We start from the raw sequence: 25,195 nt of genomic DNA on the forward strand, positions 1-25,195 counted from the left end.
GCCGCCGGGAGACGGCCGCACCGATGCCGCGGGCCGCACCGGTGACGAGAACTCCGTACCCCTCGAAGCGCGTTGAGTCAGTCATGAACCGAACGTACTGCCGGAACGATCAACTCGGCAGATAGCGTGCGGACATGAACGCGTTCATACAGCAACTTCCCGCGCTGATCGGTGTCGTGATCGGCGCGCTTGGTTCGTACCTGGCCATCGTGCGGGGCGATCGGGCGAGGTTCCGCCGTGAGCGGGATGCCCGTTGGGAGGAGCGGCGGCTCGATGTGTACGCCGAGTACGCCCGGACGCTGAAGAGGTCCGTGACTCTTACCTACCGGGTCGCGTCCCATCTCGGCAACGACCCGCATCCGCACCCGTTGCCCCTGGCCGAGGCGAAACCGCTACTGGCCGAGGCGACCGTGGACCGCGATCCGTCCGGTGAGGCGCTGATCCTGCTGGGGAGCCGGGAGGTGGTGGACAAGGCCCGGATGTGGGTCAGCGCGGTGATGGAGATGGAGCGTTTCATGCGCACGGAGACCCACGACCCGGACACCTGGCGGGAGTTGATGGAGCGTCAGCGTGCCGGACGGGAGGGCTACTACGCGGCCGTACGGGAGGATCTGGCACTCCCGCCCGGCCACTCGGGCCGCTGGCTGACGACCCAGGAGTGACCTCGTACCTCACCGATACCCGGTCACGTCCGCCGGTTTCCCCACGTCCTGCACCTCCACCAGGTACCGCCACGCGTCCGGGCGGCTGCCGTCGAGGTCCGTGAAGCCGTACACCGGGGCGAGTCCGCCGCTGGACAGCGACTGCCCGTTCCAGCGGGCCACTTCGGGGTCGGCGGCGAGGGCGGCGACGGCGCGGCCGACGTAGCGCGGGGTCTCCGAGATGGCGAAGTGGGGGACGCGTTCCAGGGCGTCGCGCCAGTTGTCCTCGCGTACGCCGAACTGGTCGAGCATGATCTCCGAGCGCAGCCAGCCCGGGGTCAGCGCGAGAGCGGTGGCACCGCGCGGGCCGAGCTCGTGGCCGAGGGCGAAGGCCATGCGCAGGACGGACGTCTTGGCGAGGTCGTAGAAGAAGGAGACGCGGTAGGTGTCGCGGTTGTACTCGGCGGTCCCGTCGGTCATTTCGACGACCAGGCCGCCGGGCCGGCGCAGCAGCAGGGGCAGCGCGTGGTGGCTGGTGATCGCGTGCGTCTCGACCGCCAGCCTGAGGAGGCGCAGGCCCTTGTCGAGGTCGTGTTCCCACACGGGGGTGTCCCAGGCGAAGAGGTGCTCGCCGCCCCAGATGTCGTTGACGAGGATGTCGACGCGGCCCTGTTCGTCGTCGATCCGGTCGACGAGGGCCCGTACGGCCGACGGTTCCAGGTGGTCCGTTGGTACGGCGATGCCCTGGCCGCCGACCGCGGTGACGAGGTCGGCGGTGTCCTCGATGGTCTCGGGCCGGTCGTATTCGGAGCGCTTGGCGCGGGTGCTGCGTCCGGTGACGTAGACGGTGGCGCCGGCCGCGCCCAGCTCCACGGCGATCCCGCGTCCCGCTCCGCGCGTCGCCCCCGCGACCAGCGCGACCTTGTCTTCCAGTGGACCCGGCATGTCCGACCTCCCGTGCTCGTTCGACCTCTGTCATGTCGATCGTGCGGGAGAAGCCGGACACCTTCTGTCGGGATTCACCGGTGTCTCAGTGCCCCCGCGCGATCCACTCCTCCAAGTGCGCGGCCTCCGCGCCGACGGTCGTCTGGTCGCCGTGCCCCGTGAGCACCTTCGTCTCGGGCGGGAGGGTCAGCAGGCGGTCGCGGATGGAGTCGATGATGGTCGGGAAGTGGGAGTACGACCGTCCCGTGGCCCCCGGACCACCATGGAAGAGGGTGTCGCCGGTGAAGACCGTGCCGAGCCCGGGGTCGTACAGGCACACCGCGCCGGGCGCGTGACCGGGCGTGTGCAGGACCTTCAGGTCGGCACCCGCGGCCTCGATCACCTGACCGTCGGCGAGATGGGCGTCGGGGTCGCGGTCGGGGTGAGTCTGCTTCCACAGCGGCAGGTCGTCGGGGTGCAGCCAGATCGTGGCGCCGGTGCGGTCGGCGAGTTCGGGCGCCGCGTCGATGTGGTCGTTGTGGGCGTGGGTGCAGATGATGGCGGTCAGCCTGCGGTCGCCGATCGCCTCGACGATGGCGTCGGCGTCATGGGCGGCGTCGATGACGACGACTTCGTGGTCGTCGCCGACGATCCAGACGTTGTTGTCGACGTCCCAGGTGCCGCCATCCAGGCTGAACTGCCCGGAGGTGACGAGGTGTTCGATGCGAGCGGCCATCACAGCTCCACCACCGAACGCAGTACGTCGCCGCCGTGCATCCGCTCGAACGCCTTCTCCACCTCGTCGAGTTGGATCGTCTCCGTCACGAACGCGGCCAGGTCCAGGCGCCCTTGCTGATGCAGGTCGATGAGCATCGGGAAGTCACGGGAGGGCAGGCAGTCGCCGTACCAACTCGACTTGAGCGCGCCACCGCGTCCGAAGACGTCCAGGAGCGGGAGTTCGAGCTTCATCTCGGGGGTCGGTACGCCGACGAGGACGACCGTGCCCGCCAAGTCACGGGCATAGAAGGCCTGTTTGTACGTCTCGGGGCGCCCGACCGCCTCGATGACGACATCGGCGCCGAAGCCACCGGTCAATTCACGGATCGCCTCAACGGGGTCGGTGGCCTTGGAGTTGACGGTGTGCGTGGCCCCCATGGTGCGGGCCTTCTCCAGCTTGCGGTCGTCGATGTCCACGGCGATGATCCGCGCCGCGCCCGCGAGCCGGGACCCGGCGATCGCCGCGTCACCGACCCCACCGCAGCCAATGACCGCGACGGTGTCGCCGCGCCCGACGTTGCCGGTGTTGATGGCCGCACCGATGCCGGCCATCACGCCACAGCCCAACAGCCCGGCGACCGCCGGGGAGACGGCCGGATCGACCTTGGTGCACTGGCCGGCCGCGACCAGCGTCTTGTCGGCGAAGGCACCGATACCCAGGGCCGGGGACAGTTCCTGACCGGTCGAGGCGAGGGTCATCTTCTGCTTGGCGTTGTGGGTGTTGAAGCAGTACCAGGGGCGACCGCGCAGACAGGCGCGGCAACTACCGCACACGGCACGCCAGTTGAGGATCACGAAGTCGCCGGGGACCACGTCGGTGACGCCCACGCCGACCGACTCCACGATTCCGGAGGCCTCGTGCCCGAGCAGGAAAGGGTAGTCGTCGCTGATGCCGCCCTGTTTGTAGTGCAGGTCGGTATGACAGACCCCGCAGGCCTGTACCTTCACCACGGCCTCACCGGGTCCGGGATCGGGTACGACGATCGTCTCGACCCGGACCGGCTCGTTCTTGCCCGGTGCGATCACGCCGCGTACTTCCTGCGCCATGGTCATGAACCCTTTCGTCGCCGTTGTCCCTGCCTCCGACCCTACGCGTGACTGATCGGTAAGGGCCACGCGTAGGGCCGTCGCCGCCAGCGTCCTGATCGAGGTACCGGGCAAGCCAGGGAGGCCCTGTCGGGGATGCCGGAAGCCTGCGTGCCCGGCGCGGTGCCGACCACCCCGAACCGGCCGACACCCCGGGCAGCGACCGACGTAGCCTGAATGCTCCGACCGACTCCCGAGGAGCGCCGTGAGCATCGCAGGGACTCAGAGCGGTCCGCCGGCCTGGCGGCTTCTCCTCGACTACGTACGACCGCACCGCTGGGCCCTGTTGGCGGGCGCGCTGCTCTCGCTGGTCACCGGGGGTACCGGGCTGCTGCTGCCGCTGGTGGCGCGGGGGCTCATCGACGACCTGTCGCACGACCGGACGATCACCGGGGCGCTGCTCGCGATGTCGGCGCTGGTGGTCGCCAACGCAGCGCTGGGCGCGCTGGGTTCGTATGTGCTGCGGCGCACCGCCGAGTCGGTGGTGCTCGGTGCGCGGCGCGCCCTGTCGTCGTATCTGCTGCGGCTGCGGATCACCGCCGTGGACCGCAGCGAGCCCGGCGACCTGATGGCCCGCATCACCTCGGACACCACCCTGCTGCGCGAGGTCACCACGGACTCGCTGGTCGGCCTCGGCACCGGAGGGCTCACGCTCGTCGCAACTGTCGTCATGATGGGCCTCGTTGACCCCGTGCTGCTGGGCGTCACCCTCGCCGTGATCGCGGGCGCGGGGACCGTGCTCAGCTTCATCGTGCCGCGCATCAACCGGGCCAGCCGGCAGGCGCAGAACGCGGTCGGCGTGATGGGCGCCTCGCTGGAGAGGATCCTCGGCGCGCTGCGCACGGTGAAGGCGTCCGGCGCCGAGGACCGCGAGGAGCGCACCCTGCACGCGGCGGCCGAGGAGTCGTGGCGGCAGAGCGTGCGGGCCGCCAAGTGGACGGCGGCGGCGGGCAACGCGGCGGCTCTGTCGATGCAGGTCGCGTTCATCACCGTGCTGGCGGTGGGCGGGGCGAGGGTGGCGACGGGTGCGATCGACATCGGCACGCTGGTCGCCTTCCTCCTCTACGTCTTCTATCTCATGCAGCCGATCCAGCAGGTCGTCGGCGCGATCACCCAGTACCAGACGGGCGCCGCGGCCCTCTCCCGCATCCAGGAGGCGCTCCAACTCCCCGCCGAACCCCCTTCCCTCCCCGCCCAGTTGCCCTCCCCCGGCGCCCAGCCCGCGGCCCTCACCTTCGACGACGTCCGCTTCCGCTACGCCGACGACCTCCCCTACGTCCACCACGGCGTGACCTTCGAGGTACCGGCCCAGGGCATGACGGCGTTCGTCGGCCCGTCCGGCGCGGGCAAGACCACCGTGTTCTCCCTCATCGAGCGTTTCTACGACCCCGAGTCCGGCGCCATCACCCTCGACGGCCGGGACCTCGCGGACTGGGAGCTTTCCCAACTCCGGTCCGCCATCGGCTATGTGGAGCAGGACGCCCCGGTCCTGTCGGGCTCCCTGCGCGACAACCTGCTGCTCGGCAACCCGGACGCGAACGACGACGCCGTCACCCGCGTCCTGAAGACGACCCGCCTCGACGGCCTGCTCGCCCGGCTGCCGAAGGGTGTCGACACCCTGGTCGGCCACCGGGGCACCCGCCTCTCGGGCGGCGAACGCCAACGCGTCGCCATCGCCCGCGCCCTGCTGCGGCACCCCCGCCTGCTGCTCCTCGACGAGGCGACCTCGCAGCTGGACGCGGTGAACGAGGCGGCCCTGCGCGACACCGTCGCCGATGTGGCCCGTACGACGACGGTCCTGGTCGTGGCGCACCGGCTGTCCACGGTGACGATGGCGGACCGGATCGTCGTCATGGACGCGGGCCGCGTCCGCGCGGTGGGCACGCACCGGGAGCTGGTGCACGCCGACCCGCTCTACGCGGAGCTGGCGGCGACGCAGTTCCTGGCGACGGCGGGCTGATCCTGTGGAATGGCTGAGGGCCGCCCGTTTCCGGACGGCCCTCAGAAAGCGCGTGCTCAGCGGGATCAGTACCGCAGGCTCTACTCGACAGCGGGGAGGAGTCCCGTGACCGGCGCGGCGAGGTCGGTGACCTGGTGCAGCTGCTGGAGGTCGTTCAGGTGGTTCAGCCCCTGCAGCTGGCCGGCGACCCGGGGGATCTCCGCCCGGTGCTCGGCGGGGATCTCGCTCACCGCGAGCGAGTCCAGCAGGGCGACCGGGCTGACCTTGCCGTCCTTGAAGGCGGGCGCGTCGGCGGCGTTCGCCATCGGCGCGACGAGGCCGGTGACCCCGACGGCGAGACCAACGGCGGCGGCGATACGTCGTGTTGAGATCATGCCCTCAGCAACGCGGACGGTCCCCGCACGGTCACGGGCACGGGGCACCCCTCACCCGTCAGGACGAGCGTCCCGTTGCGTTTGCCGACCCCGGCGCGGCGGAGGAGTCTCGTAGGAGAGGCCCATCGCGGCTCGCTCCTGTGCGGGACGCGACCCTCCGAGGAGGTCACCATGGGCACCGCGGCACGCCCCGGCTTCGACACCGAAGCCCTGCGCCGGGGCATCGAAGATCACACAGCGGCGACACTGTTGTCGCTCTACTCGGACGACGCGGAGATCCACGTCGTCGACCACCAGACCCAGCCCAGTCACCCCAAGGTCCTGCACGGCCGCGACGAGATCGGCGCGATGCTCGCCGACGTCTACAGCCGCGACATGACGCACAAGCTGGAGGAGTGCGTCGTCCAAGGGGACCGGGTCGCCTACAGCGAGTCCTGTCAGTACCCGGACGGGGCACGGGTCCTCGCCGAGTCGATGCTCCTGCTGCAGGACGGCAAGATCACCCGGCAGACCATGATCCAAGCATGGGACGGCTAGCGAGGCTGGTGCCGAGGGTCCGGATCAGCACCCGTCTGACCTGGACCTTCTCGGCGAGCACGGTCCCCGGAGGCTCCGCTACGACTCGACGGCGAGCACCGGTTTCCGCAGCAGGCCTGCGCGCGTCCGCCGCCCTGCTGGGGTCAGTGCTGCGAGCGGCACGATCCCGTCCGCTTCCGCCACCGCCTGCCGGTCGGACGCGGGGTATCCGGCGTCACTGAGCGGGCCCGGTCGGTCGTAGGGACCGTCGGTTAGGCTGTTCGTGGGTCGTGACTGGCGCTGAGGTGGAGCACCACCGTGGAGCGGCCCACGCGGAGTCGATGCCGTGCGCCTGGGCGATTGGTCAACCAGCTCAGGAGTGGATCATGTCTCAGGCACGGCTCATGGACGGCACCGCGCTCGCCCGGCGCATCGTCGAGGACACCGCGAAGAAGGCCGCCGACCTCACGGAGCGCACCGGTACGGCGCCCTGTCTGGCGACGGTTCTGGTCGGCGCGGACCCGGCCTCCGTCACGTACGTCCGAATGAAGCAGAACCGTTCGCGCAAGGCCGGTATCGAGTCCCGGCACGTGGAACTGCCCGCCGCCACGACCACCGCCGAACTGGTCGCCACCCTCACCGCGCTCTCCGCCGACCCGGCCGTGCACGGCATCCTGCTCCAGCACCCGATGGGTGAACACATCGACGAGCGGGCCGCGTTCGAGGCGATCGCCGCGGAGAAGGACGTGGACGGCGTCACCTTCGCGTCGTTCGCGACGATGAGCTTCGGCCTGCCGGGCTTCGTGTCCTGCACGCCCGGCGGGATCATGCGGCTGCTCGACGAGTACGGCGTCGACCCGTCCGGCAAGCGGGCCGTCGTGGTCGGCCGCAGCGCGATCCTCGGCAAGCCGGCCGGCATGCTGCTCCTGGCCCGCGACGCGACGGTCACCTACTGCCACTCCCGCACCCGGGACCTGTCCGCGGTGGTCCGCGAGGCGGACATCGTGGTCGCCGCCGTCGGACGCCCCCGGCTGATCCGCGGCGAGGACATCAAGCCCGGCGCGGTCGTCATCGACGCCGGCTACAACGCGGGCAACGTCGGCGACGTCGACTTCGACTCCGCCGCCGAACGCGCCTCGCTGATCACGCCGGTGCCGGGCGGTGTCGGCCCGATGACGATCGCCACGCTCCTGGAACAGACCGTGACCGCCGCCGCCCGGCAGCTCGGGGTGTGATCAGCGCGTCCACGCGCTGTACTCCATGACGTCCCCGGCCTTGACGCCGTACTCGGGCTGGTCCTTCGTGTAGGTGGTCTCCAGTCCGAGGACGGCGCCGGTGGCCGGGTCCATGATCAGCATCCGGCGGGTGGCGGACTGCCGATAGACGTACGCCTGCCCGTGCCTCCCGAGCCGGTCGGTCACCTCCCCCACCGGCCGCAACCCGTCCGCAGCCGCGAGCAGCCGCGCCAGCGCCGCCGACTCACGCGCCCCGAGCGTCCACTGGTTCAGCAACTCCTGTACGGCATCAAGGAGTTCGGGTGTGGTCAGCGGCGTCTTGCTGTTCGCCGTCTCCTGGAGATAGGCCCGCAGCCGTACGACATCACGCGGCGGCTGCGACGCGGGCGGGACGTCGCTCCAACTCGGCGGATACGTCGTGTCCTTGAAGACATGCCCGTCCTCGACGAGACGTTCGGTGTGACTGTCGTCCGCGTTCCAGCGCACGATGCGTTCCTCGGGGATGGTGACCGGTGGTTTGTCGTCGGACATGCCGAGGCTCCATGACTGCACGTGAGTTCCCTTGCGCAGAGCGGGAGTTCCGTCGACTGCGGTCGCCGCGGCGAGGGCGGCGAGCTGCTTCAGGGATACGGGTGTGGAGCCGGCCTGCACGACGAGTGCGCGGGGGGCCGCGACCGCCGGCGCGGTGCTCGGGCCGCTCAACAACAGAGTGAGCACGGTCGCGGCCACGGCGGCGGTGGCCGCGAAGCTCCACAGCAGTCGGCGACGCCGTGAACGCCGGTCGTACAGCAGCCGGTTGAGCCGACGCTCGGCGTGATGATCGAGCGGTCCATCGCCATAGAGGGGGCCGTCGCCTGTGAACGGGTTGGCGCTGCGCAGGAGTTCGAGTTCATCAGCCATGACGATGATCCTTCGGTTCAGCGGTGGCGCCCCAAAGGGGCGCGGGGCGTGTCAACATGCGGCTCCGCCGCGTGAGCGCGACCAGCCACGACGGAGCCGCAGACGAACGAGGGCACATCGCGGCACTACCCGAAGAGCACCTGGTCATCGCCCCACCCCTCCGACAGCCGCCCGTCGGTCGATCTCCGCTCTCAACCGCCCCCGCGCCCGATGCAACCGCATAGCCGCAGCCCGCACACCGCACCCAAGAACAACGGCGACCTCCTCCACGCCCAGTTCCTCCCACGCCGTCAGCCTCAGCACCTCCTGATCAGCCGGGGAGAGCCGGGCCAGCGCCTCATGCACCCAAGAGCCAGGGGCATCCGCATCGGGGCCGGCCGCGACCTGCCGCCCGTGCGCGGCCGCGTCGTTGCCCAGCCGGTCGACGAGCCTGCGGCGCCGCCCGTAGCCGCGTACCGCGTTGGCCAGGCAGTTGCGGGCCACGCCGTACAGCCAGGGCAGCGGGGACGGCGGCAGGTCGGCGCGGCGGCGCCAGGCGACGGTGAAGACCTCCGCCACCACTTCCTCGACCTCGCTGCTCCGCCCGTCCAGTCGCCGCGCAACATAGCGGCTGACCGCCCAGTAGTGCTCGCGATAGGCAGCGGCGAAGTTCTCGTCGTTGCTCATGTCCCGTTCGTGTCCGGCACCGGGGCGATCGTCACACCCGGTTTCGTGATTCTCCTCGCGCCCGTCAAGTGTGACGTGCGGGCGGGGCGCGGACACAGGCGGGGCGTGAGAGACCTCAAGAGCATCAAGTGGCTGACGACCACGGACCACAAGACGATCGGCACGCTGTACCTGGTCACGGCGTTCGGGTTCTTCTGCATCGGCGGCATGATGGCGCTCCTCATGCGCGCCGAACTCGCCAGACCCGGACTGCAGATCATGTCGAACGAGCAGTTCAACCAGGCGTTCACGATGCACGGCACGATCATGCTGCTGATGTTCGCGACGCCCCTGTTCGCCGGCTTCGCCAACTGGATCATGCCGCTGCAGATCGGCGCCCCGGACGTCGCCTTCCCCCGCCTGAACATGTTCGCCTACTGGCTCTATCTCTTCGGCTCGACGATCGCCGTCGGGGGCTTCCTCACCCCGCAGGGTGCGGCCGACTTCGGCTGGTTCGCCTACAGCCCGCTGTCGGACGCGGTCCGTTCGCCGGGCATCGGCGCCGACATGTGGATCATGGGCCTGGCCTTCTCCGGCTTCGGCACGATCCTCGGCGCGGTCAACTTCATCACCACGATCATCTGCATGCGCGCACCCGGCATGACGATGTTCCGCATGCCGATCTTCGTGTGGAACGTGCTGCTGACCGCCGTCCTGGTCCTGCTGGCCTTCCCCGTTCTCGCCGCCGCGCTCTTCGCGCTGGAGGCGGATCGGAAATTCGGGGCACATGTCTTCGACGCGGCGAACGGCGGTGCATTGCTGTGGCAACACCTCTTCTGGTTCTTCGGCCATCCAGAGGTGTACATCATCGCCCTGCCGTTCTTCGGCATCATCTCCGAGGTCATCCCGGTCTTCTCCCGCAAGCCGATGTTCGGCTACATGGGGCTGATAGCGGCCACGATCTCCATCGCGGGTCTCTCGGTGACGGTGTGGGCGCACCACATGTACGTCACCGGCGGAGTGCTGCTGCCGTTCTTCTCCTTCATGACGTTCCTCATCGCCGTACCAACCGGCGTGAAGTTCTTCAACTGGATCGGCACCATGTGGAAGGGATCCTTGTCCTTCGAGACCCCGATGCTCTGGGCCACCGGCTTCCTCATCACCTTCGTGTTCGGCGGCCTGACCGGCGTCATGCTCGCGTCCCCGCCGCTCGACTTCTCGACCTCGGACTCGTACTTCGTCGTCGCCCATTTCCACTACGTCGTGTTCGGCACCGTCGTGTTCGCGATGTTCTCCGGCTTCCACTTCTGGTGGCCGAAGATGACCGGCAAGATGCTCGACGAACGCCTCGGCAAGCTCACTTTCTGGACGCTGTTCATCGGCTTCCACGGCACCTTCCTGGTCCAGCACTGGCTGGGCGTGAACGGGATGCAGCGCCGGATTCCCGACTACCTCGCGGTGGAGGGCCTGACGACGCTCAACACGGTGTCGACGATCTTCTCATTCCTGCTCGGCCTGTCGATCCTGCCGTTCTTCTACAACGTCTGGAAGACGGCCAAGTACGGCAAGAAGGTCGAGACCGACGACCCCTGGGGCTACGGCCGTTCACTGGAGTGGGCGACCTCGTGCCCACCGCCGCGGCACAACTTCGTCTCGCTCCCCCGCATCCGCAGCGAGTCCCCCGCCTTCGACCTCCACCACGCCGATATCCCGGCCTTGGAACGGGAGTTGACGACCCGGTGACCGCGATGGACGAACACCCCCTCGACACCGGGGCCTTCCTCAACGACATCGAGGGCCATCTGCTGATCGCCACCGCCCACGCGGAGGGCCGTACAGCCGCCGTCCGCTTCACGGCGCGGCTGGACTGGCTCACCGACGGCCAACGGGCGGAGGTGGAGCGGCAGTTCGAGGCGGAGTACCTGGCCCTCACCCGCCTGTCGTGGCAGCGCACGGCCGAGCGGGGCCGTCAACTGCGGGACGAGTACGAGGAGACGTACCGGCGACTGCGGCAACGCACCCTCGCCTGCTGCCTGTTGGCCTGCGCCCTGCTGGCGGCGACGGGCCTGGTCACCATCGCGTTGGCCTAAGGGGATGCGCGTCCCGCCGGTCCTGACGACCGGCGGGACGATGTGCTGCTCAGAGGCCGGTACGGCTACGTCAGCGTCCACTTCTGGTTGGCCGCCGTGCCGCAGCTCCAGAGGATCAGCTGGGTACCGTTGGCGGTGGCGGCGCCGGACGCGTCCAGGCACAGGCCCGCGTTGACGTTGGTCAGGGTGCCGTCGGAGTTGGCGGTCCACTTCTGGTTGTTCTGGCCGTTGCAGTCCCAGATGACGACCTTCGTGCCATTGGTGGTGCCGTTGTTGTAGGCGTCCAGGCACTTGTTGCCGTAGACCACGAGTTCCTTGCGGGAGGTGTACGTCCAGGCCTGGTTCTGGCCGCCGTTGCAGTCCCAGATCTCGGCCTGCGTGCCGTTGGTGATGGTGTTGTTGTACACGTCGGCGCAGCGGCCGGACTGGGTGCCGACGACCAGGGAGCCGTTCGTGCCCGGAATTGGCTGAACGTTGATCGCGCCCAGGGTCGGGAGTGAACTGCCCGTCAGGGTGAGGGAGTTGGCCGCGCCCTTCGACAGGTTGGCCTGGACCGAGATCGTGCCGGCGCTGGAGCCGGTCGGCGGGAAGGAGACCGTCGTCGCGGTCTGGCCGTTGACCTGGAGGGTGCCGGTGACGGCGGCGGAGCCGGTGTTGGTGTAGGTGACGTCGACGACGTTCAGGCCGGTGCTCGCCGCGCTGACGCCGGTGTACTTGCCGGTGGAGGCGGCGGTGTAGTTGGTGCTCGCCGCCTCGGTGCCGCCACTGACCTTCAGGAACACGGAGCCGCCGGCCGGGACGCTCGCCGTGTAACTCGTGCCGTAGGAGCCGATGTTGGTGCGGGACCACAGGTCACGGACGGTGGCGGACGCGGTGGTCAGGCCGAGGTCGGACCAGCGGACGGTGATGTTCTGGGCGGCGGAGGTGCGGTTGAGGAGGGTGACCGCGCGGTTGCCGAGGCCCGACAGGACCTTGCCGTAGACCTGGAGCCCTGTCGTGTCCTCGGCGACCTTGACGCCCTGGAGGCCGCGCGCGTCCTGGTCGACCGCGACGACCTCGGGGTTGGTGAGGATGCCGGTGGTCTCGGTGGTGAGGGTCGTCAGGTCGTTGCCGGCCAGGAGGGGTGCGCCGGAGATCGCCCAGAGGGCCATGTGGGTGCGGTTCTGGGCGGCGGTGAGGCCGGACATGCCGACCATCAGCATGTCGGGGTCGTTGTAGTAGCCGGTGTGCTGGGCGGCCGGGTGCAGGCCCTGGTCGAAGTTGGACAGCATGTTCGTCGTCGACGGCGAGTTGCCGTAGTAGATGATGTCCGTGCTCGTCCGGTACATGGGGGCCAGGCCGGGGGCCCAGTTCCAGGGGTTCTGGTAGCCCCAGTTGCAGATCGAGAAGGTCAGCGCGCGGCCGGTGCTCGCGGTGGCCTTGGTGACCGAGGCGCTGAGCGCCTTGTACGCCGTCGCCGCGTCGAGGCCCTCGGCGTTACCGCCGCACCAGTCGATCTTCACGAAGTCGAAGCCCCACTGGGAGAACTGCAGCATGTCCTGGTCGTAGTGACCCTCGCTGCCCGTGTTCGCGGCGGCGGGGCGGCCCGTCGGGTAGTAGTAGCCGCAGCCGTTCGCGCCGGCGTCCGTGTAGATGCCGGCCTTGAGGCCCTTGCTGTGGATGTAGTCGGCGATGGCGCTCATCCCGCCGGGCCACTCGCTGGTGTCGACGGTGATGTTGCCCGCGCTGTCGCGGGTGCCCTGCCACCAGCCCTCGTCGATGTTGATGTACTTGTAGCCGGCCGCGGGGAGGCCCGAGGCGACGAAAGCGTCGACCTGCTGCTTGATGACGCTGTAGTTGATCTTCGAGGCGAAGCTGTTCCAGGAGGCCCAGCCCATCGGGGCGGTGGGCACGGCCATCTGACGGGTCGTCGAGGCGACCGGGGCCGCCTGAAGGGGGTCCGCGGGGGCGGGTCTGGTGAAGAGAAGCAGGGTGACTGCCGCTGCGGCCATCGCGAGGACGCGCAGGAAGGGGGTGCGGAACATGCGGCTCCTTTGCCGATATTTTCGAAATCTCGAACAAGGATCGAGTAATCGAACGAAACAGCGCGCTGAAAGTAGAGCCAGCGGAGGGTGAAGTCAACGGCTGTGACACGAGGGGCAGTTGGAATCCCCCACCCGTCGGCCACCGGACGCGATACTGACCGTCGTGCGCGTAGCGATCATGACGGCGGGTTCCCGGGGCGACGTGGCCCCCTACACCGGACTCGGGCATGCCCTGGCCAGGGCGGGCCACGAGGTCACCCTCGTGACCCACGAGAGTTTCGCGCCCCTGGTGGCGGGCTCGGGCGTCGGCTTCCATCCTCTTCCGGTCGATCCCCGGGCCGAGTTGGAGTCCTCGCGGGGGCGTGCGCTGCATCGCAGCGCCTCGGGTGCCGGCAAGATGCTGCGGCTGGCCGGGATGGCGCGGGAGGTGCTCGGACGCATGACCGACGACCTCCTGACAGCCGCCCGGGCGAGTGAAGTGCTGCTGCTGGCCAGCTCGTTGGGGCCGCTGGGCCATGCCGTCGCCGAGGGGCTGTCGCTGCCGAGCATGGGCGTCTCTCTCCAACCCATCGCACCCACAAGGGAGTTCGCGCCACCGGTACTCGGGGGCGGCTCCTGGGGCGCCGTCGGCAACCGTGTCGCCGGGCACGGGGTGGACCGTACGGTGGAGCACATCTTCGCACCTTCCGTGGCGGAGGTGCGGTCCCAACTGGGCCTGGCCCGCGCCCGTCCCGGCGCCGCGCTCCGGGCCCGCGACCGGCACGACTGGCCCGTCCACCACGGCTTCAGCCCCCTGATCGTGCCCCGCCCGGCCGACTGGCGGCCCGGACTGACGGTGGCGGGCTACTGGTGGCCGTACGACGTTGCCGCCCAACTCCCGGCGGAGCTACGGGACTTCCTCGACGCCGGTCCGGCCCCGGTCTTCGTGGGGCTGGGCAGCGCCACCGTGCCCGATCCGGAGCGGCTGAGCGCCGAGATCGTGCGCGCGCTGCGCCGGGCGGGGTTGCGAGGGGTGATCCAGCGCGGCTGGGGCGGCCTCGAAGCGGCCGGCGACGACGTCCTGACCGTCGGCGAGGTCCCGCACGCGGCGCTGTTCCCGCGGATGGCCGCCGTGGTCCATCACTGCGGCGCGGGCACGACCGCGGCCGGGCTGCGCGCCGGGGTACCGGCCGTACCGGTGCCGATCCAGTTCGACGAGGGCTTCTGGGCCGCACGCCTGGTCGCCCTGGGCGTGGCTCCGGATGCCGTACCGCTGCGCGGCCTGACCGCCGACTCCCTGGCCGCCGCACTCGTACGGGCCACGCGTGAACCGGCCTACGCCGAGCGCGCGCGGGCCCTCGGCACCCGGGTACGGGCCGAGGACGGCGTCGCGCCCGTACTCGCCGCCCTGGACAGGCTCGGCACATAGAGCGGCACGCAGGTCCGCTCTAGCGCTCCTGCCGCGCCGCGGCCTCGGGAGTGACCGGCGTGAAGAAGTTGATCAGGTTGCCGTCGGGGTCCCGGAAGAGGAGGGAGCGGTTGCCCCACGGCATCGTCGTGGGCTTCTGGACGATCTCGCAGTCGAGGGGCGTCAGACGCTCGTGTTCGGCGTCGACGTCGGCGACGCGGAACTCGGTGATCACCGAGCGGTTCGCGGCGGGGTGCGCGGAGCCGGTGCCGAACAGGGCCACGGTGCGGGTGCTCGCGATGGCCAACGTGCAGGCGGGCGTGACGAGTTCGGCGAAGTCGGGCGTCGACCACGTGGCCGGGACGCCGGTGACCTGTTCGTAGAACCCGACGAGACGGGCGACGTCGTCGGTGATGACGCGGATCGAGACGAAGTTCATGGCGGCTTCCTGTCAAAAGTAGGAGGCGGTACCGGAGGAGCGGTCAGAGGCGGTACCGGACGAAGGGGCGTCTCCCACGCTAGGACCAATACCGGACAGTTTCCGCCCGGTATCCGAGGCAGACTTTCGGGGTGACCACATCGACCGCGCGCGTGCTCGCCCTGCTGGAGATCCTCCAGGGCGGCGGCCTCCGTACCGTCCCCGACCTCGCCGCCCGGCTGGGCGTCGACGAACGCACGGTCCGCCGCTACGTCGGCCACCTGCTGGAACTGGGCGTGCCGGTCGACTCGGTGCGTGGTCGCTACGGCGGCTACCGGCTCGCTCCCGGCTATCGGATGCCTCCGCTGATGCTGACGGACGAGGAGGCCCTGGCCGTGGTGCTGGGTCTCCTGGCCGGCCGTAAGGCAGGGCTCGTCACCGCGTCCGCGGCGGCGAGCGAGAGCGCCACGGCGAAACTGCTGCGCGTCCTGCCCGCCGCCCTGCGCCGACGGCTGGACGCCCTGCTGGACACGGCCGACTTCACCGCGCGGCCCCGCACCGCCACCGCCCCGGAGACGGGGGTACTGCTCGAACTCGCCGAGGCCGCGCTCCATCGGCGGCCGGTGGCGATCGGCTACACCGACCGCAAGGGCCGCGCCAGCGACCGTACCGTCCTGCCGTACGGTCTCGTGGCGCATGCCGGACGGTGGTACCTGACCGGCGCGGACCCCGCCGACGGGGAGGTGCGCACCTTCCGTCTGGACCGGATCACCGCCATGAACGTGCGGCCCGGCTCGTTCGCCGTCCCGGCCGAGTTCGACCCGGCGGCGGCGGTGCTGGACAGCCTCGCGCGCACGCCGTGGACCCACGATGTCTCGCTGCGCATCCAGGGCAGCGTGCAGCACATTCGCACGCGGCTCCCGGCCGAGATCGCCACCCTGTCCGCGGTCCCGGCCAGCACCGGCGAGACCCCGCCCGACGATTCAGAGGCGGGCGAACGCGGCGAATGGGTCCACGTCCGGATCCGGGCCGAGCGGCTGGACTGGATCCCGCCCGTCCTCGCCACCCTCGACCGCCCGTTCGTCATCGAACACCCCGCCGCCCTGCGCGATCTCGTACGCGCGCTCGCTCGCCGCCTGGACGAGCACGCCGCGCACGACGACGACTCGGCCTAGAACCTGCCTGGCCGGATCATGCCGCAGACGCGGGGTGTGGCACGCCCATCCGCGCTGGTGAGAGACCGCTCATTTCCCGCGACCTGATCCGCCGGACAGGCCCTAGCGCTTCCAGCCGGGCGGCTGCATGATGCCGAGCAACTGCCGGACCAGTTCCTCCACGACCTCGTCCAGCGTGGCGTCCACCCAGCCCGCGCTCCAGTCGTGGAGCAGGCCGTTGACGCTGCCGATGAAGGCCGTCGCGGCGATCCGGTAGTCGCGCCGCGCCGCCTCCCCGCGCTGGGCGGCGGCCCTCGCCTCGGCACAGATGAGGTTGATCCAGCGGGCGCGGCGGGCCAGCCGCTGTTCCTCCAGCCGGGCGCTGACGCCGATGATCTCGACGAAGGTGACGCGGATGCGGCGCGGATCGACGGTGACGTTCGCGGCGTAGGCGTGGAAGATCGCCGTGGACCGCTCGGCGAGCGGCAGGCCCTCCGCGGACTTCAGCGCCACGAGTACGGCTTCCTCGGCCCAGTCGTTGACCTGGAGGTGGAGGGCGGCCAGGACGTCCTCCAGGCTGCGGAACTCCTCGTAGAACTGCCGGGTGGACAGACCGGCGGCCTCGCTGAGCGCGGCGACGGTCGTGGCGCGGTAGCCAGGGGTGTCGCCAAATAGCTGGAGCGCGGCGTCCAGGAAGCGTCCGCGCCGCTCGGCCTGCCGTTCCTCGGCGGACTTGCCGCCGTAACGACCGGTCGGCGCCTTGAGCCTGCCCACCACTGTCACACCCCTGTCTCGTTGACCACCGACCAATCTTGTCGTGTCCGTGGTCTTGCGGAAAAGAGCACTCCTTCCTCACTTTTCATCAAGTTCACTCTGAATTTGCATTTGTGCGTATGTCTTCACATGCGGGAGCACCGGTCCCCCGAATGGACCGGTGCCCGTGCCGCCGTGTTGCTCAGCTGTGCGATGCCGCCCAGGTGGCCAGTTCGGACTTGGCCGCGGTCAGCAGTGTCGAGGAGGGGCTCGACGCGCCGTTGGTGATCAGGGCGTAGTGCAGGGTTCCCGAGCCGGTGGCGGAGAGCAGGAGGCGGTGGCTGCCGGTGCCGCCGGGCTCGTTGGCGTAGCCGATCGGGGTCGACGACGTGTACGCCGGGACCCCCGAGACGGCTCCCAGGTCGGAGACCACGGTCGTGGACGCGGCCGGGAAGGACGCCGGGAGGTGGAGTTCGGTCGGTGCGGTGGAGCTGTTGGAGCGCCACATCAGCAGGCCGTACTGGCCGGAGCCCACCAGCGAGGACACGTTCGGGAGGGAGCTGGGGACCGGGTTCCAGGTCAGGGTCGTCGAACCGTCGCGGGAGCGGTCCTCGTAGGTGAAGGCGACCGTGGTGCCGGCGGTCGCGCTCGGGTAGATCCGGTCGAGCAGACGGGCGTCCTGACGGAGCGTCACCGTGCCGGAGTCGGTCATGTCGACGGCCGAGAGGTCCTCGTCGTTCCACGCGTCGCCGGAGGTGAGCACCTTGTCGGGGTTGTCGTTCATCACCTCGTCGTGGCGGCCGTTGTAGATGTCCCACTGCCACTGGGTGCCGGAGAGGACCGGCCCGGAGCCCGCCGGGTTGGACCACCAACTGGCGCCCGGCAGACGGGAGTCGAGGGCCTGGTACATCGCCTTGAGGACGGTCGGCGCCTTGCCCGCGACCGTTCCGGACAGTGGATGCCCGAACTCGCTGACGATGGCGGCGGTGCCGGCCGCGGTGGCCCGGTCACGGACGGTGCCGAAGTCGGTCGAGTACTGGCCGTCGGCCGCGTTGCCCCACATCAGGACCCCGGAGATCGCCTTCTGGTCGTAGAAGTGGGTGTTGAAGACGTAGCGCGACCCGAGCGTGCCAGCGTCGAGGAGTCCGCCCACCTGTACCTGGCTGGAGATGTTGGAGTTCCAGAAGAGGTTCGGCTCGACGAGGGCGGGCTTGGCCGTCCAGCCGGCCGCGTCCATCCGGGCCCGGAACTTCACATAGAACGGCCAGAGCAGGTTCTGTTCCCAAGTGCGGCTGGTCTGGCCGGAGTCGTAGGTGCCCGCGAAGGGTTCGTTGTACGGGTCGAAGCCGACGACACCCGCGAACTCGTCGGTGCTCAGGTGCTGTTGGATGTACGACATCGTCGACTGCGCGGTGACGAGGAAGGCGTCCTGGACACCGTAGTTGTTGTGCCAGAAGTCGTACTGCGCCTTGGTCACGGCCGAGTTCTGGGTGATGTTCTGGCCCCAGAAGAGGCAGATCCCGCAGGACTCCTGCGGGTAACTCCCGGCTGTTACGGCCCACTTGGGGGCGCCGTCGCCGGTGTACCAGCTGCCGCTGTTGAACAGGTAGCGGGAGTAGAGGTCCTGGTGGAAGTCGGGGTAGACGCGGATACCTGCGTCGAGGAACGCCTGCATCTGGGCGGTGGCGGCGGCCAGGTAGGCGGTATCGACCTGGCCGCGTACCGGTTCGGCGTGGGCCCAGGAGAGCAGGAAGCGGACCGAGTTGCCGCCACCCAGGGCGCGCAGCGCGGTCGCGGACTTCTTCGCGTCGGCGACCGAGGCGAAGGGGAGACCGCTGTTCTCCTCCAGTTTGGTCTCACCGGAGACGTTGTAGCCGCGCAGCACGACCTGGCGGCCGTAACTGTCGACGAAGCTGCCGTTCTGCACGGTCAGGGGTGAGCCGTCGAACCAGAGGGAGTCGGTTGGGGTGGCGGCGGTGGCGGGACCGGCGCCCGCCACCGACAGGAATCCGCAGAGGACAACCAGGACAACGATCAGCCGCGCCCGGATATTCGTCATGTCCACTACAGTCCGGTGATTTCCTGACACTGTCAACACTTCTGACTCGTGAGTAAGTTTGCGCCCCGCAAGCCCTGTTGACGCATTTCAGGCGACCCGGCGTGCCACGTTCAGCAGGTACTCCTTCCTGTTCAGGGGGTTGTGGTCGGTGCGCGCCCGCTCCGGAACGGTGCCGTGCGCGACGGGCGCGTAGTGGTCGAAGGCGCTCTCCCACTCCCCCTCCCCTCGCGTCAGCCCCGGCAACTGCCGTTCCAGTCCGTGCACTTGGGCCGCCGGCACCTGCCCCTCCAGCACACAGAGCAGCCCGTGCGTCTCGGTGGTCTGCGGTACGGCGCGCAGCGCGGCGAGGACCGGCAGCAGGACGGCGAGGGTGTCGGCCGGGGCCTCGATGCGGAACCGGTGCATCGGCTCGTACACCTGGCTCCCCGCCCGCCGCAGCGCCTCGACGAGAACGAGCGGGGTCACCCCGCGGAAGTCTGCGCCGGTGCTCGACATGCTCTTGTCGAAGCCCTGATGGGCATGGCTCTGCCGGGCCGAGTAGCCGGAGTGCGTCATGGTCACCGCGCAGTCGGTGACCTTCCAGCCGTACAGGCCCTGCCCGAGCGTCTCGCGCACGGTGTCCTCGACGGCCTTGAAGAAGGCGTACGGCATCGCACCCAGCTCCACCTCCAGGCCGAACCGCACGCCCGAGCCGACCGGGCCCGGTTCGACGCGCAGGCCGACCGTGGCGAGGAACGGGTTGGCTTCCTTCTTGTTGAACTCGACCGCCGCGCCCGTGCCGACCGGCCGCTCGATGCAGAGCGGAGTCGTCTCCCTGAACGTGACACGCACCCCGAACTCGTCGGCGAGCGTGGCCTGGATGACCTCCTTCTGGACCTCGCCGTAGAGGGAGACTGCGGTCTCCCGGCGCACCTCGTCGTGGCGCAGACCGATCAGCGGGTCCTGTTCGGCGAGTTGGGTGAGCGCGAGATGCAGGGCGCGCCGGTCGGCGTCCGGGCCCGGGACGACGACGGTTTCGAGGGTCGGCGGCGCGAAGAAGTGCTCGTACGCCTTCCTCGGTACGCCGATCGCGTCGCCGATCCTGATCTCGCCGAGCCCCCGCAGCCTGCCGATCCGGCCCGCCTGTACGGAGTCGCACTCGACGTCCGTACCGTGGTCGAAGACGCTGACCGAGGTGACCTTGCCCCCTTCCCCCGCGTCACCGAAGGTGATCCGGTCGCGGGTGCGGAGGGTGCCGGAGAACATCCGCGCGTACGCGACCTTCTCCCCCGCCGGGCCGCGCTCGACCTTGAACACCGTGCCGGAGAGCGGGCCTTGGGGGTCGCCCTCGGCTGGGGGCAGCAGTTCCTTGATGCCGGCGATCAGCGCGTCGACGCCGGCGCCGGTGATGGCGGAGCCGAAGTAGACGGGGTGCACGAGGGCCTGGCGGGTCTGGGTGACGAGGGCCGCGCGCAGGAGGTCGTACGACACGGTGTTCTCGACGTACGCGGTGAGCAGTTCGTCGTCGTGCTCGGCGAGGACGGCCGCGGCGCCCGAGCGGAGTCCCGGCAGGAAACCGGCCTCGCGGGTCCCGAGCCCGTCGACCGAGCCCATCGGTACGACGGCCGCCCTGAGCCGTTCGGAGATCACCGGCAGGAGGTCGTCGTAGCGTGCCCCGCGTCGGTCGATCTTGTTGACGAAGAGGAGCGTGGGGATGCGCAGCCGCTGGAGCGTACGCATCAGGATGCGGGTCTGCGGCTGGACGCCTTCGACGGCGGAGACCACGAGAACCGCGCCGTCGAGCACACCGAGCACCCGCTCCACCTCGGCGATGAAGTCCGGGTGACCGGGGGTGTCGATCAGGTTGACGGTCACGTCGTCGACCGGGAACGAGACGACGGCCGACTTGATGGTGATGCCGCGCCGGCGCTCCAGCGCGAGGGTGTCTGTGCGGGTGTTCCCGTCGTCGACGCTGCCGATCTGGTCGATCACGCCGGCCGAGTGCAGCAGGCGCTCGGTCAGGCTGGTCTTACCTGCGTCTACGTGCGCGAGAATCCCGAGGTTGAGCAAGTGCACCTGGTGTCATGTCCTTTGATGAGGGGGTCGTTCCTTCCTGGGCGGACATGAACGGTGCGCGCATCTCAGTACTCCTCGGTCGTCGCTGACTCGTCCCCCGTAGTGCAGCAGGCGCGGAGGTGGGGCGGCAACGGATTAACGCCCGGCCGAGGGCGAGGGCCCGGGGAGGTGGGGTGGGCGCGTGGCGCTCCGGCGCAGGCCAGGGCCCGGATGCGACGCTTGCGCCGTCCGGCGGCGGTAGTGGTGGTACTGATGGTGACAGGAGCCGAGCATGCGTGACCTTCTCCCGGTACTGAGCGGCTGGTACGCCGCACACGCCCCGTTCGGCCTCGCCACGGTGGTCGCGGTCAGCCGCAGCGCACCGCGCGACCCCGGCGCGGCGATGGCCGTGGGCCCGGACGACGAGGTCGTGGGCAGTGTGTCCGGCGGCTGTGTGGAGGGCGCGGTCTTCGAACTGGCACGGGAGGTCGTGGCGAGCGGCGAGGCCCGGCTTGAGACCTTCGGGTACAGCGACGAGGACGCGTTCGCGGTCGGGCTCACCTGCGGCGGCGAGATCACCGTGCTGGTACGGCCCGTCACGCCTGAGACCGATCCCGCGTTCGGGGCGGTGGCGCGGTCGGTCGCCGCGGGTGAGCCGGTGACGGTGGCGACGGTGATCGATGGTCCGGCGCGGCGAGGGGCCACACTTGCCGTTTGGCCGGAGGGGGTGGGCGGCGGCGCCGGCGTTGTGAGCGGGCCCGGCACCTCTGGCACTGCCGGCGGCCCCAGCACCCTCGGCACTCCTGGCACCACCGGCACCTCCGACACTCTCGGCGCCCCCAGCGGCCTCGACATTCCTGGCAGCACCGGCACCGCTGGCTCCCTCGGCGCCCCAGCCGCTCCTGGCCCCCTCGGCACTCTCGGTGCCCCTGGTGCCCCTGGTGCCCCTGACACGCTGGGCACCCCTCACGACCCCAACACCCCTCGCGACCCCGGCACCCTCGGCGCCCCTAGCACCCCCGGCACCCCCGGCACACTCGGCACCCCCGGCACACTCGGCACCCCCGGCACACTCGGCGCCCCCGGCACCCCCGGCACCCTCGGCACGCTCGGCACGCTCGGCTCGACCGGCCTGGACGTCGCGGTCACGGCCGACGCCCGTGGTGAACTCGCCCTCGGTGCGACGGGGTTGCGGCACTACGGTCCGCACGGTGAGCGACGTGAGGACTCCGTCGCCGTGTTTCTGCACTCCTTCGCGCCGCCGCCCCGGATGCTGGTCTTCGGCGCGATCGACTACGCGGCGGCGGTGGCCCGGATCGGCGACTTCCTCGGCTACCGGGTCACCGTGTGCGACGCCCGCCCGGTGTTCGCCACACCGAAGCGGTTCCCGGCGGGCGTGGAGGTGGTCGTGGACTGGCCGCACCGCTATCTGCACGGCACGGACACCGACGAGCGGACGGTGATTTGCGTCCTGACCCACGACCCGAAGTTCGACGTACCGCTGCTGGAGGAGGCGCTGCGCCGGCCGGCCGCGTACATCGGGGCGATGGGCAGCCGCCGTACCCACGACGACCGTTTGCGGCGACTGCTCGAATCCGGCCTGGACGAGGGCGAGTTGGCCCGACTGCGCTCACCAGTTGGCCTGGACCTCGGCGCGCGTACGCCCGAGGAGGTGGCCGTGTCCGTGGCCGCGGAGATCGTCGCGCTGCGGTGGGGCGGGACGGGGGCTCCGTTGACGGGGGCGGTGGCGGCGATTCATCGGGGGCCGGTGCGGTGACCTGGCGGACTCGGTGGGCGCACCGAGGCAGCCGTACCGACCGGCCGTCACCGAGGCACCCAGGCGGATGGGAGCGTCGCCCGTGCCCCGCAACGGGACCCGGGAGATGGACAGTTGGGCCGGTTCGGGAACCGGGCAGTGAGCTGCCTACCGACGAGCGGGCCGCCGCGTCGAGGGTGCCGTCCGTGTGACGCGGGCGCCCGCGACGAAGACGGCCGCGTGTCGGCGCCGACCTCGTACCGGCCGCCGGACACGGGCGCTCATGTCCTCAACGGCCGCGGCAGCCCAGCCAGTTCACACATCCTCAACTGCCTCGGCAGCCCCGTCAGTTGGCCGCCCGCCCCTGAACAGCCACAGCACCCCCACCAGCTCTCACGCCCCGAACAAGCCTTGGCGGGCTCACCAGTTCGCACGCCCCAACAGCCCTACCAGCCCTACCAGCCCCGACAGTTGTCACCCCTTCAGCGGCCGCCACACCCCCGGCAACAGCACGACCGCGACCACCGCGGCCACACCGTAGAGCCCCGCCGAGCCGACCGCGACCGTATGGAACCCGCGCAGGAATCGGCCCGCGTCCTGCGGTGGTCCGGCGATCGCGCCCGCCACCGCGATGCCGATCGCGCCGCCGGTCTGGCGGGCGGTGTTGTTGACGGCGGAGGCCAGTCCGGCGCGGTCGGCGGGGACGGTGGCGATGGCCGCGGCGACGACGGCCGGGGTGAGCAGACCGCAGCCAATGCCCCACAGGAGGAGCGCGGGGAGGAGAACCGGGAGCCCCGAGTGCGGCTGGGCGCGGGCCAGCAGGGCGAGGCCCGCCGCGGCGATCAGCAGTCCCGCCGCGGCCGGCACGCGCGAACCGATCCGGCTGGTGATCCGGCCGCCGAAGGGGGCGATCACCGCGAGCGGCGCGAACAGCGGGAGGACGGCGAATCCCGCCACCAGTGCCGAGCGGTGCTGCACGGACTGCAGGAACAGCATCAGCACGAACAGGGTGCCCAGGGTGCCGAGGTTCATGATCCCGGCGGTCGCGTTGGCCGCGTCGAAGGCGGGCCTGCGCAGCAGTGCCGGCGGGAGCATCGCCTCGTCGCCGCGCCGGAGTTCGGCCACCGTGAGCGCGACAAGGGCCAGGACGGCGACCGTCGCCGCGGTGACGACGTACGGGGAACCGGCTCCCGTGCGCCCGCCCTCGATGAAGGCGTACGTCGTCGCGAGGAGCAGGAGACCGCCGAGCAGGAGGCCGGGCGGGTCGAGCCGTCGGGCCGACGCCTCCCTGCTCTCCTCCACGACGGCCGCGGACCGGACGAGGGCGAAGAGCACGACGGGCACGTTGATCAGGAAGATCGCCCGCCAGCCGAGCCAGTCGGTGAGCGCGCCGCCGAGCAGCGGGCCCGCGGGCAGGGCCAGGCTGCCGACACCGGCCCAGACACCGATGGCACGCGCGCGTGCCGCGTCGTCGGGATACGCGCGGCTGATGATGGCCAGTGTCCCCGGCAGCAGCAGCGCGGCGCCCACGCCCTGCACCACGCGGGCGATGACCAGGACGGCCACGTCCGGGGCCAGCCCGCAGGCGAGGGAACCGGCGCCGAAGACGGCGAGTCCGGCCAGCACGACGCGTCGGTGACCGTACCGGTCTCCGGCCGTGCCGCTGGTGAGCATGAGGGCCGCGAGCGCCAGGGCGTAGCCGTCGACGACCCACTGGAGGCCGCCGATGTCGGTGTGCAGGCCCGAACCGATGCGCGGCAGCGCGACGTTGACGACGGTGACGTCGAGCAGCACCAGGAAGTAGCCGGCGCACATGACGAGCAGGACGGTGCGGGGCGCGGTGTCCCGGTGTCCTGGTTGCCGCCGGGTTTCTCGTGTATCGGCCATGCTGTCTTGCGTACCCCACCGGGCGCCGGTGATCCCGGTCAGCCTCTGGGCGGCAACTGATGCAGCACAAGATCCGTCAGCGTGCCGTCGTTCACCGTCACCGTCATGTACGTGCAGTACGGCTGGCGTCGCCGGTCGGTCGGAGACCCCGGGTTCAGCAGGCGCAGCCTGGTGGCAGCCGTGGTGTCCCAGGGAATGTGGCTGTGCCCGAAGACCAGCACGTCCAGGTCGGGGAACCGGGCCGCGCAGCGTGTCTCGCGCCCCTGGGCGGGGCCCGTCTCGTGGACGGCGCCGAAGCGCAGGCCGCCCAACTCGGCGTAGGCCACCTCGGGGAGCCTGGCACGCAGCTCGGGGCCGTCGTTGTTGCCGTGGACGCCGACGAGCCGGCGGCTGCGGCTCTCCAGCAGGTCGAGGGTCGCGGTGTCGACCCAGTCGCCGGCGTGGAACACGACGTCGGCGCGCGGGAGTTCGGCGAGGAGCTGCGCGGGGAGTTCCTTGGCGCGCTTGGGGAGGTGGGTGTCGGACATCAGCAGCAGACGCACGGTCTCAGCCTAGGGGCGTGCCCTTGTCACGGC

22 protein-coding genes, 2 pseudogenes and 1 riboswitch are annotated in these 25,195 nt (G+C 70.4%); of the genes and pseudogenes, 10 read left to right on the top strand and 14 right to left on the bottom strand.

Going from position 1 to position 25,195, the window contains the following annotated elements; genetic code table 11:
* Nucleotides 1-85 (bottom strand): annotated as a pseudogene (locus ACFWP5_RS00335) (oxidoreductase); the annotation flags it as partial.
* Nucleotides 86-134: 49 nt separating this feature from the next.
* On the opposite strand from ACFWP5_RS00335, the gene ACFWP5_RS00340 reads away from it, so the two are divergent.
* Nucleotides 135-662, top strand: a complete 528-nt coding sequence (locus ACFWP5_RS00340; protein WP_384148309.1) for a hypothetical protein — start codon at nucleotides 135-137, stop codon at nucleotides 660-662.
* A 9-nt stretch (nucleotides 663-671) separates the two neighbouring features.
* Here the strand turns inward: ACFWP5_RS00340 and ACFWP5_RS00345 are convergent, their stop codons facing one another.
* From ACFWP5_RS00345 to ACFWP5_RS00355, 3 genes are all read right to left on the bottom strand, one after another.
* On the bottom strand, nucleotides 672-1,586 hold the full coding sequence (locus ACFWP5_RS00345) for an SDR family oxidoreductase (protein ID WP_384148311.1): 915 nt from the start codon (nucleotides 1,584-1,586) through the stop codon (nucleotides 672-674).
* Between the two features lie 85 nt (nucleotides 1,587-1,671).
* Entirely contained in the window at nucleotides 1,672-2,301 is a 630-nt protein-coding gene (locus ACFWP5_RS00350; protein WP_384148313.1) for an MBL fold metallo-hydrolase, read from the bottom strand.
* Nucleotides 2,301-3,389: an S-(hydroxymethyl)mycothiol dehydrogenase gene (locus ACFWP5_RS00355; protein WP_384148633.1), complete on the bottom strand. Its 1,089-nt coding sequence runs from the start codon at nucleotides 3,387-3,389 to the stop codon at nucleotides 2,301-2,303. The genes ACFWP5_RS00350 and ACFWP5_RS00355 overlap by 1 nt, the downstream gene beginning before the upstream one ends.
* Nucleotides 3,390-3,633: 244 nt before the next feature.
* Between ACFWP5_RS00355 and ACFWP5_RS00360 the strand changes: the two genes are divergently transcribed.
* Nucleotides 3,634-5,388: an ABC transporter ATP-binding protein gene (locus ACFWP5_RS00360; RefSeq protein WP_384148315.1), complete on the top strand. Its 1,755-nt coding sequence runs from the start codon at nucleotides 3,634-3,636 to the stop codon at nucleotides 5,386-5,388.
* 80 nt (nucleotides 5,389-5,468) lie between these two features.
* Here the strand turns inward: ACFWP5_RS00360 and ACFWP5_RS00365 are convergent, their stop codons facing one another.
* A complete protein-coding gene (locus ACFWP5_RS00365) occupies nucleotides 5,469-5,762 on the bottom strand; it encodes a hypothetical protein (protein ID WP_384148317.1) in 294 nt (97 codons plus the stop codon).
* 171 nt (nucleotides 5,763-5,933) lie between these two features.
* Between ACFWP5_RS00365 and ACFWP5_RS00370 the strand changes: the two genes are divergently transcribed.
* Nucleotides 5,934-6,299 (top strand): nuclear transport factor 2 family protein, encoded by a 366-nt coding sequence (locus ACFWP5_RS00370; RefSeq protein ID WP_384148318.1) that lies wholly within the window; start codon nucleotides 5,934-5,936, stop codon nucleotides 6,297-6,299.
* Nucleotides 6,300-6,558: 259 nt separating this feature from the next.
* Nucleotides 6,559-6,643, top strand: a riboswitch (ZMP/ZTP riboswitch).
* A gap of 21 nt (nucleotides 6,644-6,664) precedes the next feature.
* On the top strand, nucleotides 6,665-7,513 hold the full coding sequence (locus tag ACFWP5_RS00375; protein WP_384148320.1) for a bifunctional 5,10-methylenetetrahydrofolate dehydrogenase/5,10-methenyltetrahydrofolate cyclohydrolase: 849 nt from the start codon (nucleotides 6,665-6,667) through the stop codon (nucleotides 7,511-7,513).
* On the opposite strand, the gene ACFWP5_RS00380 is transcribed toward ACFWP5_RS00375, so the two are convergent.
* Together ACFWP5_RS00380 and ACFWP5_RS00385 are read right to left on the bottom strand one after the other, a co-directional pair.
* Nucleotides 7,514-8,413, bottom strand: coding sequence for a CU044_5270 family protein (locus ACFWP5_RS00380; protein ID WP_384148322.1), 900 nt, complete (start codon nucleotides 8,411-8,413; stop codon nucleotides 7,514-7,516).
* A 144-nt stretch (nucleotides 8,414-8,557) separates the two neighbouring features.
* The gene (locus ACFWP5_RS00385; protein ID WP_384148324.1) at nucleotides 8,558-9,079 is read right to left on the bottom strand and encodes an RNA polymerase sigma factor; all 522 of its coding nucleotides are present in this window, start codon (nucleotides 9,077-9,079) and stop codon (nucleotides 8,558-8,560) included.
* Between the two features lie 105 nt (nucleotides 9,080-9,184).
* Here ACFWP5_RS00385 and ctaD point away from each other — a divergent pair, with 105 nt between their 5' ends.
* A complete protein-coding gene (gene ctaD / locus ACFWP5_RS00390) occupies nucleotides 9,185-10,801 on the top strand; it encodes a cytochrome c oxidase subunit I (RefSeq protein WP_384148326.1) in 1,617 nt (538 codons plus the stop codon).
* Between the two features lie 5 nt (nucleotides 10,802-10,806).
* A complete protein-coding gene (locus ACFWP5_RS00395; protein WP_384148635.1) occupies nucleotides 10,807-11,148 on the top strand; it encodes a hypothetical protein in 342 nt (113 codons plus the stop codon).
* 65 nt (nucleotides 11,149-11,213) lie between these two features.
* On the opposite strand, the gene ACFWP5_RS00400 is transcribed toward ACFWP5_RS00395, so the two are convergent.
* Nucleotides 11,214-13,172, bottom strand: a complete 1,959-nt coding sequence (locus ACFWP5_RS00400; RefSeq protein ID WP_384148328.1) for a ricin-type beta-trefoil lectin domain protein — start codon at nucleotides 13,170-13,172, stop codon at nucleotides 11,214-11,216.
* 178 nt (nucleotides 13,173-13,350) lie between these two features.
* Here ACFWP5_RS00400 and ACFWP5_RS00405 point away from each other — a divergent pair, with 178 nt between their 5' ends.
* The gene (locus ACFWP5_RS00405; protein ID WP_384148637.1) at nucleotides 13,351-14,580 is read left to right on the top strand and encodes a glycosyltransferase; all 1,230 of its coding nucleotides are present in this window, start codon (nucleotides 13,351-13,353) and stop codon (nucleotides 14,578-14,580) included.
* 19 nt (nucleotides 14,581-14,599) lie between these two features.
* On the opposite strand, the gene ACFWP5_RS00410 is transcribed toward ACFWP5_RS00405, so the two are convergent.
* Nucleotides 14,600-14,998 carry a VOC family protein gene (locus ACFWP5_RS00410; RefSeq protein WP_384148330.1) on the bottom strand — a complete coding sequence of 133 codons (399 nt, stop codon included), beginning with the start codon at nucleotides 14,996-14,998 and terminating at the stop codon, nucleotides 14,600-14,602.
* A gap of 131 nt (nucleotides 14,999-15,129) precedes the next feature.
* Here ACFWP5_RS00410 and ACFWP5_RS00415 point away from each other — a divergent pair, with 131 nt between their 5' ends.
* A complete protein-coding gene (locus ACFWP5_RS00415) occupies nucleotides 15,130-16,152 on the top strand; it encodes a helix-turn-helix transcriptional regulator (protein ID WP_384148332.1) in 1,023 nt (340 codons plus the stop codon).
* Nucleotides 16,153-16,254: 102 nt separating this feature from the next.
* Here ACFWP5_RS00415 and ACFWP5_RS00420 read toward each other — a convergent pair whose 3' ends face one another.
* The 3 genes from ACFWP5_RS00420 to ACFWP5_RS00430 form a co-directional block, all read right to left on the bottom strand.
* Nucleotides 16,255-16,908: a TetR/AcrR family transcriptional regulator gene (locus ACFWP5_RS00420; protein WP_384148639.1), complete on the bottom strand. Its 654-nt coding sequence runs from the start codon at nucleotides 16,906-16,908 to the stop codon at nucleotides 16,255-16,257.
* 178 nt (nucleotides 16,909-17,086) lie between these two features.
* On the bottom strand, nucleotides 17,087-18,943 hold the full coding sequence (locus ACFWP5_RS00425; protein ID WP_384148334.1) for an endoglycosylceramidase: 1,857 nt from the start codon (nucleotides 18,941-18,943) through the stop codon (nucleotides 17,087-17,089).
* An 87-nt stretch (nucleotides 18,944-19,030) separates the two neighbouring features.
* On the bottom strand, nucleotides 19,031-20,998 hold the full coding sequence (locus ACFWP5_RS00430) for a GTP-binding protein (RefSeq protein WP_384148336.1): 1,968 nt from the start codon (nucleotides 20,996-20,998) through the stop codon (nucleotides 19,031-19,033).
* A 271-nt stretch (nucleotides 20,999-21,269) separates the two neighbouring features.
* Here ACFWP5_RS00430 and ACFWP5_RS00435 point away from each other — a divergent pair.
* Together ACFWP5_RS00435 and ACFWP5_RS00440 are read left to right on the top strand one after the other, a co-directional pair.
* A pseudogene (locus tag ACFWP5_RS00435) lies at nucleotides 21,270-21,491 on the top strand (XdhC family protein); the annotation flags it as partial.
* A gap of 114 nt (nucleotides 21,492-21,605) precedes the next feature.
* Nucleotides 21,606-22,754 carry an XdhC family protein gene (locus tag ACFWP5_RS00440; protein WP_384148641.1) on the top strand — a complete coding sequence of 383 codons (1,149 nt, stop codon included), beginning with the start codon at nucleotides 21,606-21,608 and terminating at the stop codon, nucleotides 22,752-22,754.
* Between the two features lie 453 nt (nucleotides 22,755-23,207).
* Here ACFWP5_RS00440 and ACFWP5_RS00445 read toward each other — a convergent pair whose 3' ends face one another.
* Entirely contained in the window at nucleotides 23,208-24,620 is a 1,413-nt protein-coding gene (locus ACFWP5_RS00445) for an MFS transporter (protein ID WP_384148338.1), read from the bottom strand.
* Between the two features lie 38 nt (nucleotides 24,621-24,658).
* On the bottom strand, nucleotides 24,659-25,162 hold the full coding sequence (locus ACFWP5_RS00450) for a metallophosphoesterase family protein (protein WP_384148340.1): 504 nt from the start codon (nucleotides 25,160-25,162) through the stop codon (nucleotides 24,659-24,661).
* Between the last annotated feature and the right edge of the window lie 33 nt (nucleotides 25,163-25,195).

The organism is Streptomyces sp. NPDC058469, from assembly GCF_042721125.1.
Classification (GTDB): domain Bacteria; phylum Actinomycetota; class Actinomycetes; order Streptomycetales; family Streptomycetaceae; genus Streptomyces.

Coding starts and splice junctions, on each gene's coding strand:
- ACFWP5_RS00410 (WP_384148330.1), bottom strand. CDS start 14,998: ATGAACTTCGTCTCGATCCGCGTCATCACCGACGACGTCGCCCGTCTC.
- ACFWP5_RS00350 (WP_384148313.1), bottom strand. CDS start 2,301: ATGGCCGCTCGCATCGAACACCTCGTCACCTCCGGGCAGTTCAGCCTG.
- ACFWP5_RS00395 (WP_384148635.1), top strand. CDS start 10,807: ATGGACGAACACCCCCTCGACACCGGGGCCTTCCTCAACGACATCGAG.
- ACFWP5_RS00380 (WP_384148322.1), bottom strand. CDS start 8,413: ATGGCTGATGAACTCGAACTCCTGCGCAGCGCCAACCCGTTCACAGGC.
- ACFWP5_RS00445 (WP_384148338.1), bottom strand. CDS start 24,620: ATGGCCGATACACGAGAAACCCGGCGGCAACCAGGACACCGGGACACC.
- ACFWP5_RS00345 (WP_384148311.1), bottom strand. CDS start 1,586: ATGCCGGGTCCACTGGAAGACAAGGTCGCGCTGGTCGCGGGGGCGACG.
- ACFWP5_RS00370 (WP_384148318.1), top strand. CDS start 5,934: ATGGGCACCGCGGCACGCCCCGGCTTCGACACCGAAGCCCTGCGCCGG.
- ACFWP5_RS00405 (WP_384148637.1), top strand. CDS start 13,351: ATGACGGCGGGTTCCCGGGGCGACGTGGCCCCCTACACCGGACTCGGG.
- ACFWP5_RS00375 (WP_384148320.1), top strand. CDS start 6,665: ATGTCTCAGGCACGGCTCATGGACGGCACCGCGCTCGCCCGGCGCATC.
- ACFWP5_RS00365 (WP_384148317.1), bottom strand. CDS start 5,762: ATGATCTCAACACGACGTATCGCCGCCGCCGTTGGTCTCGCCGTCGGG.
- ACFWP5_RS00340 (WP_384148309.1), top strand. CDS start 135: ATGAACGCGTTCATACAGCAACTTCCCGCGCTGATCGGTGTCGTGATC.
- ACFWP5_RS00425 (WP_384148334.1), bottom strand. CDS start 18,943: ATGACGAATATCCGGGCGCGGCTGATCGTTGTCCTGGTTGTCCTCTGC.
- ACFWP5_RS00400 (WP_384148328.1), bottom strand. CDS start 13,172: ATGTTCCGCACCCCCTTCCTGCGCGTCCTCGCGATGGCCGCAGCGGCA.
- ACFWP5_RS00385 (WP_384148324.1), bottom strand. CDS start 9,079: ATGAGCAACGACGAGAACTTCGCCGCTGCCTATCGCGAGCACTACTGG.
- ACFWP5_RS00355 (WP_384148633.1), bottom strand. CDS start 3,389: ATGGCGCAGGAAGTACGCGGCGTGATCGCACCGGGCAAGAACGAGCCG.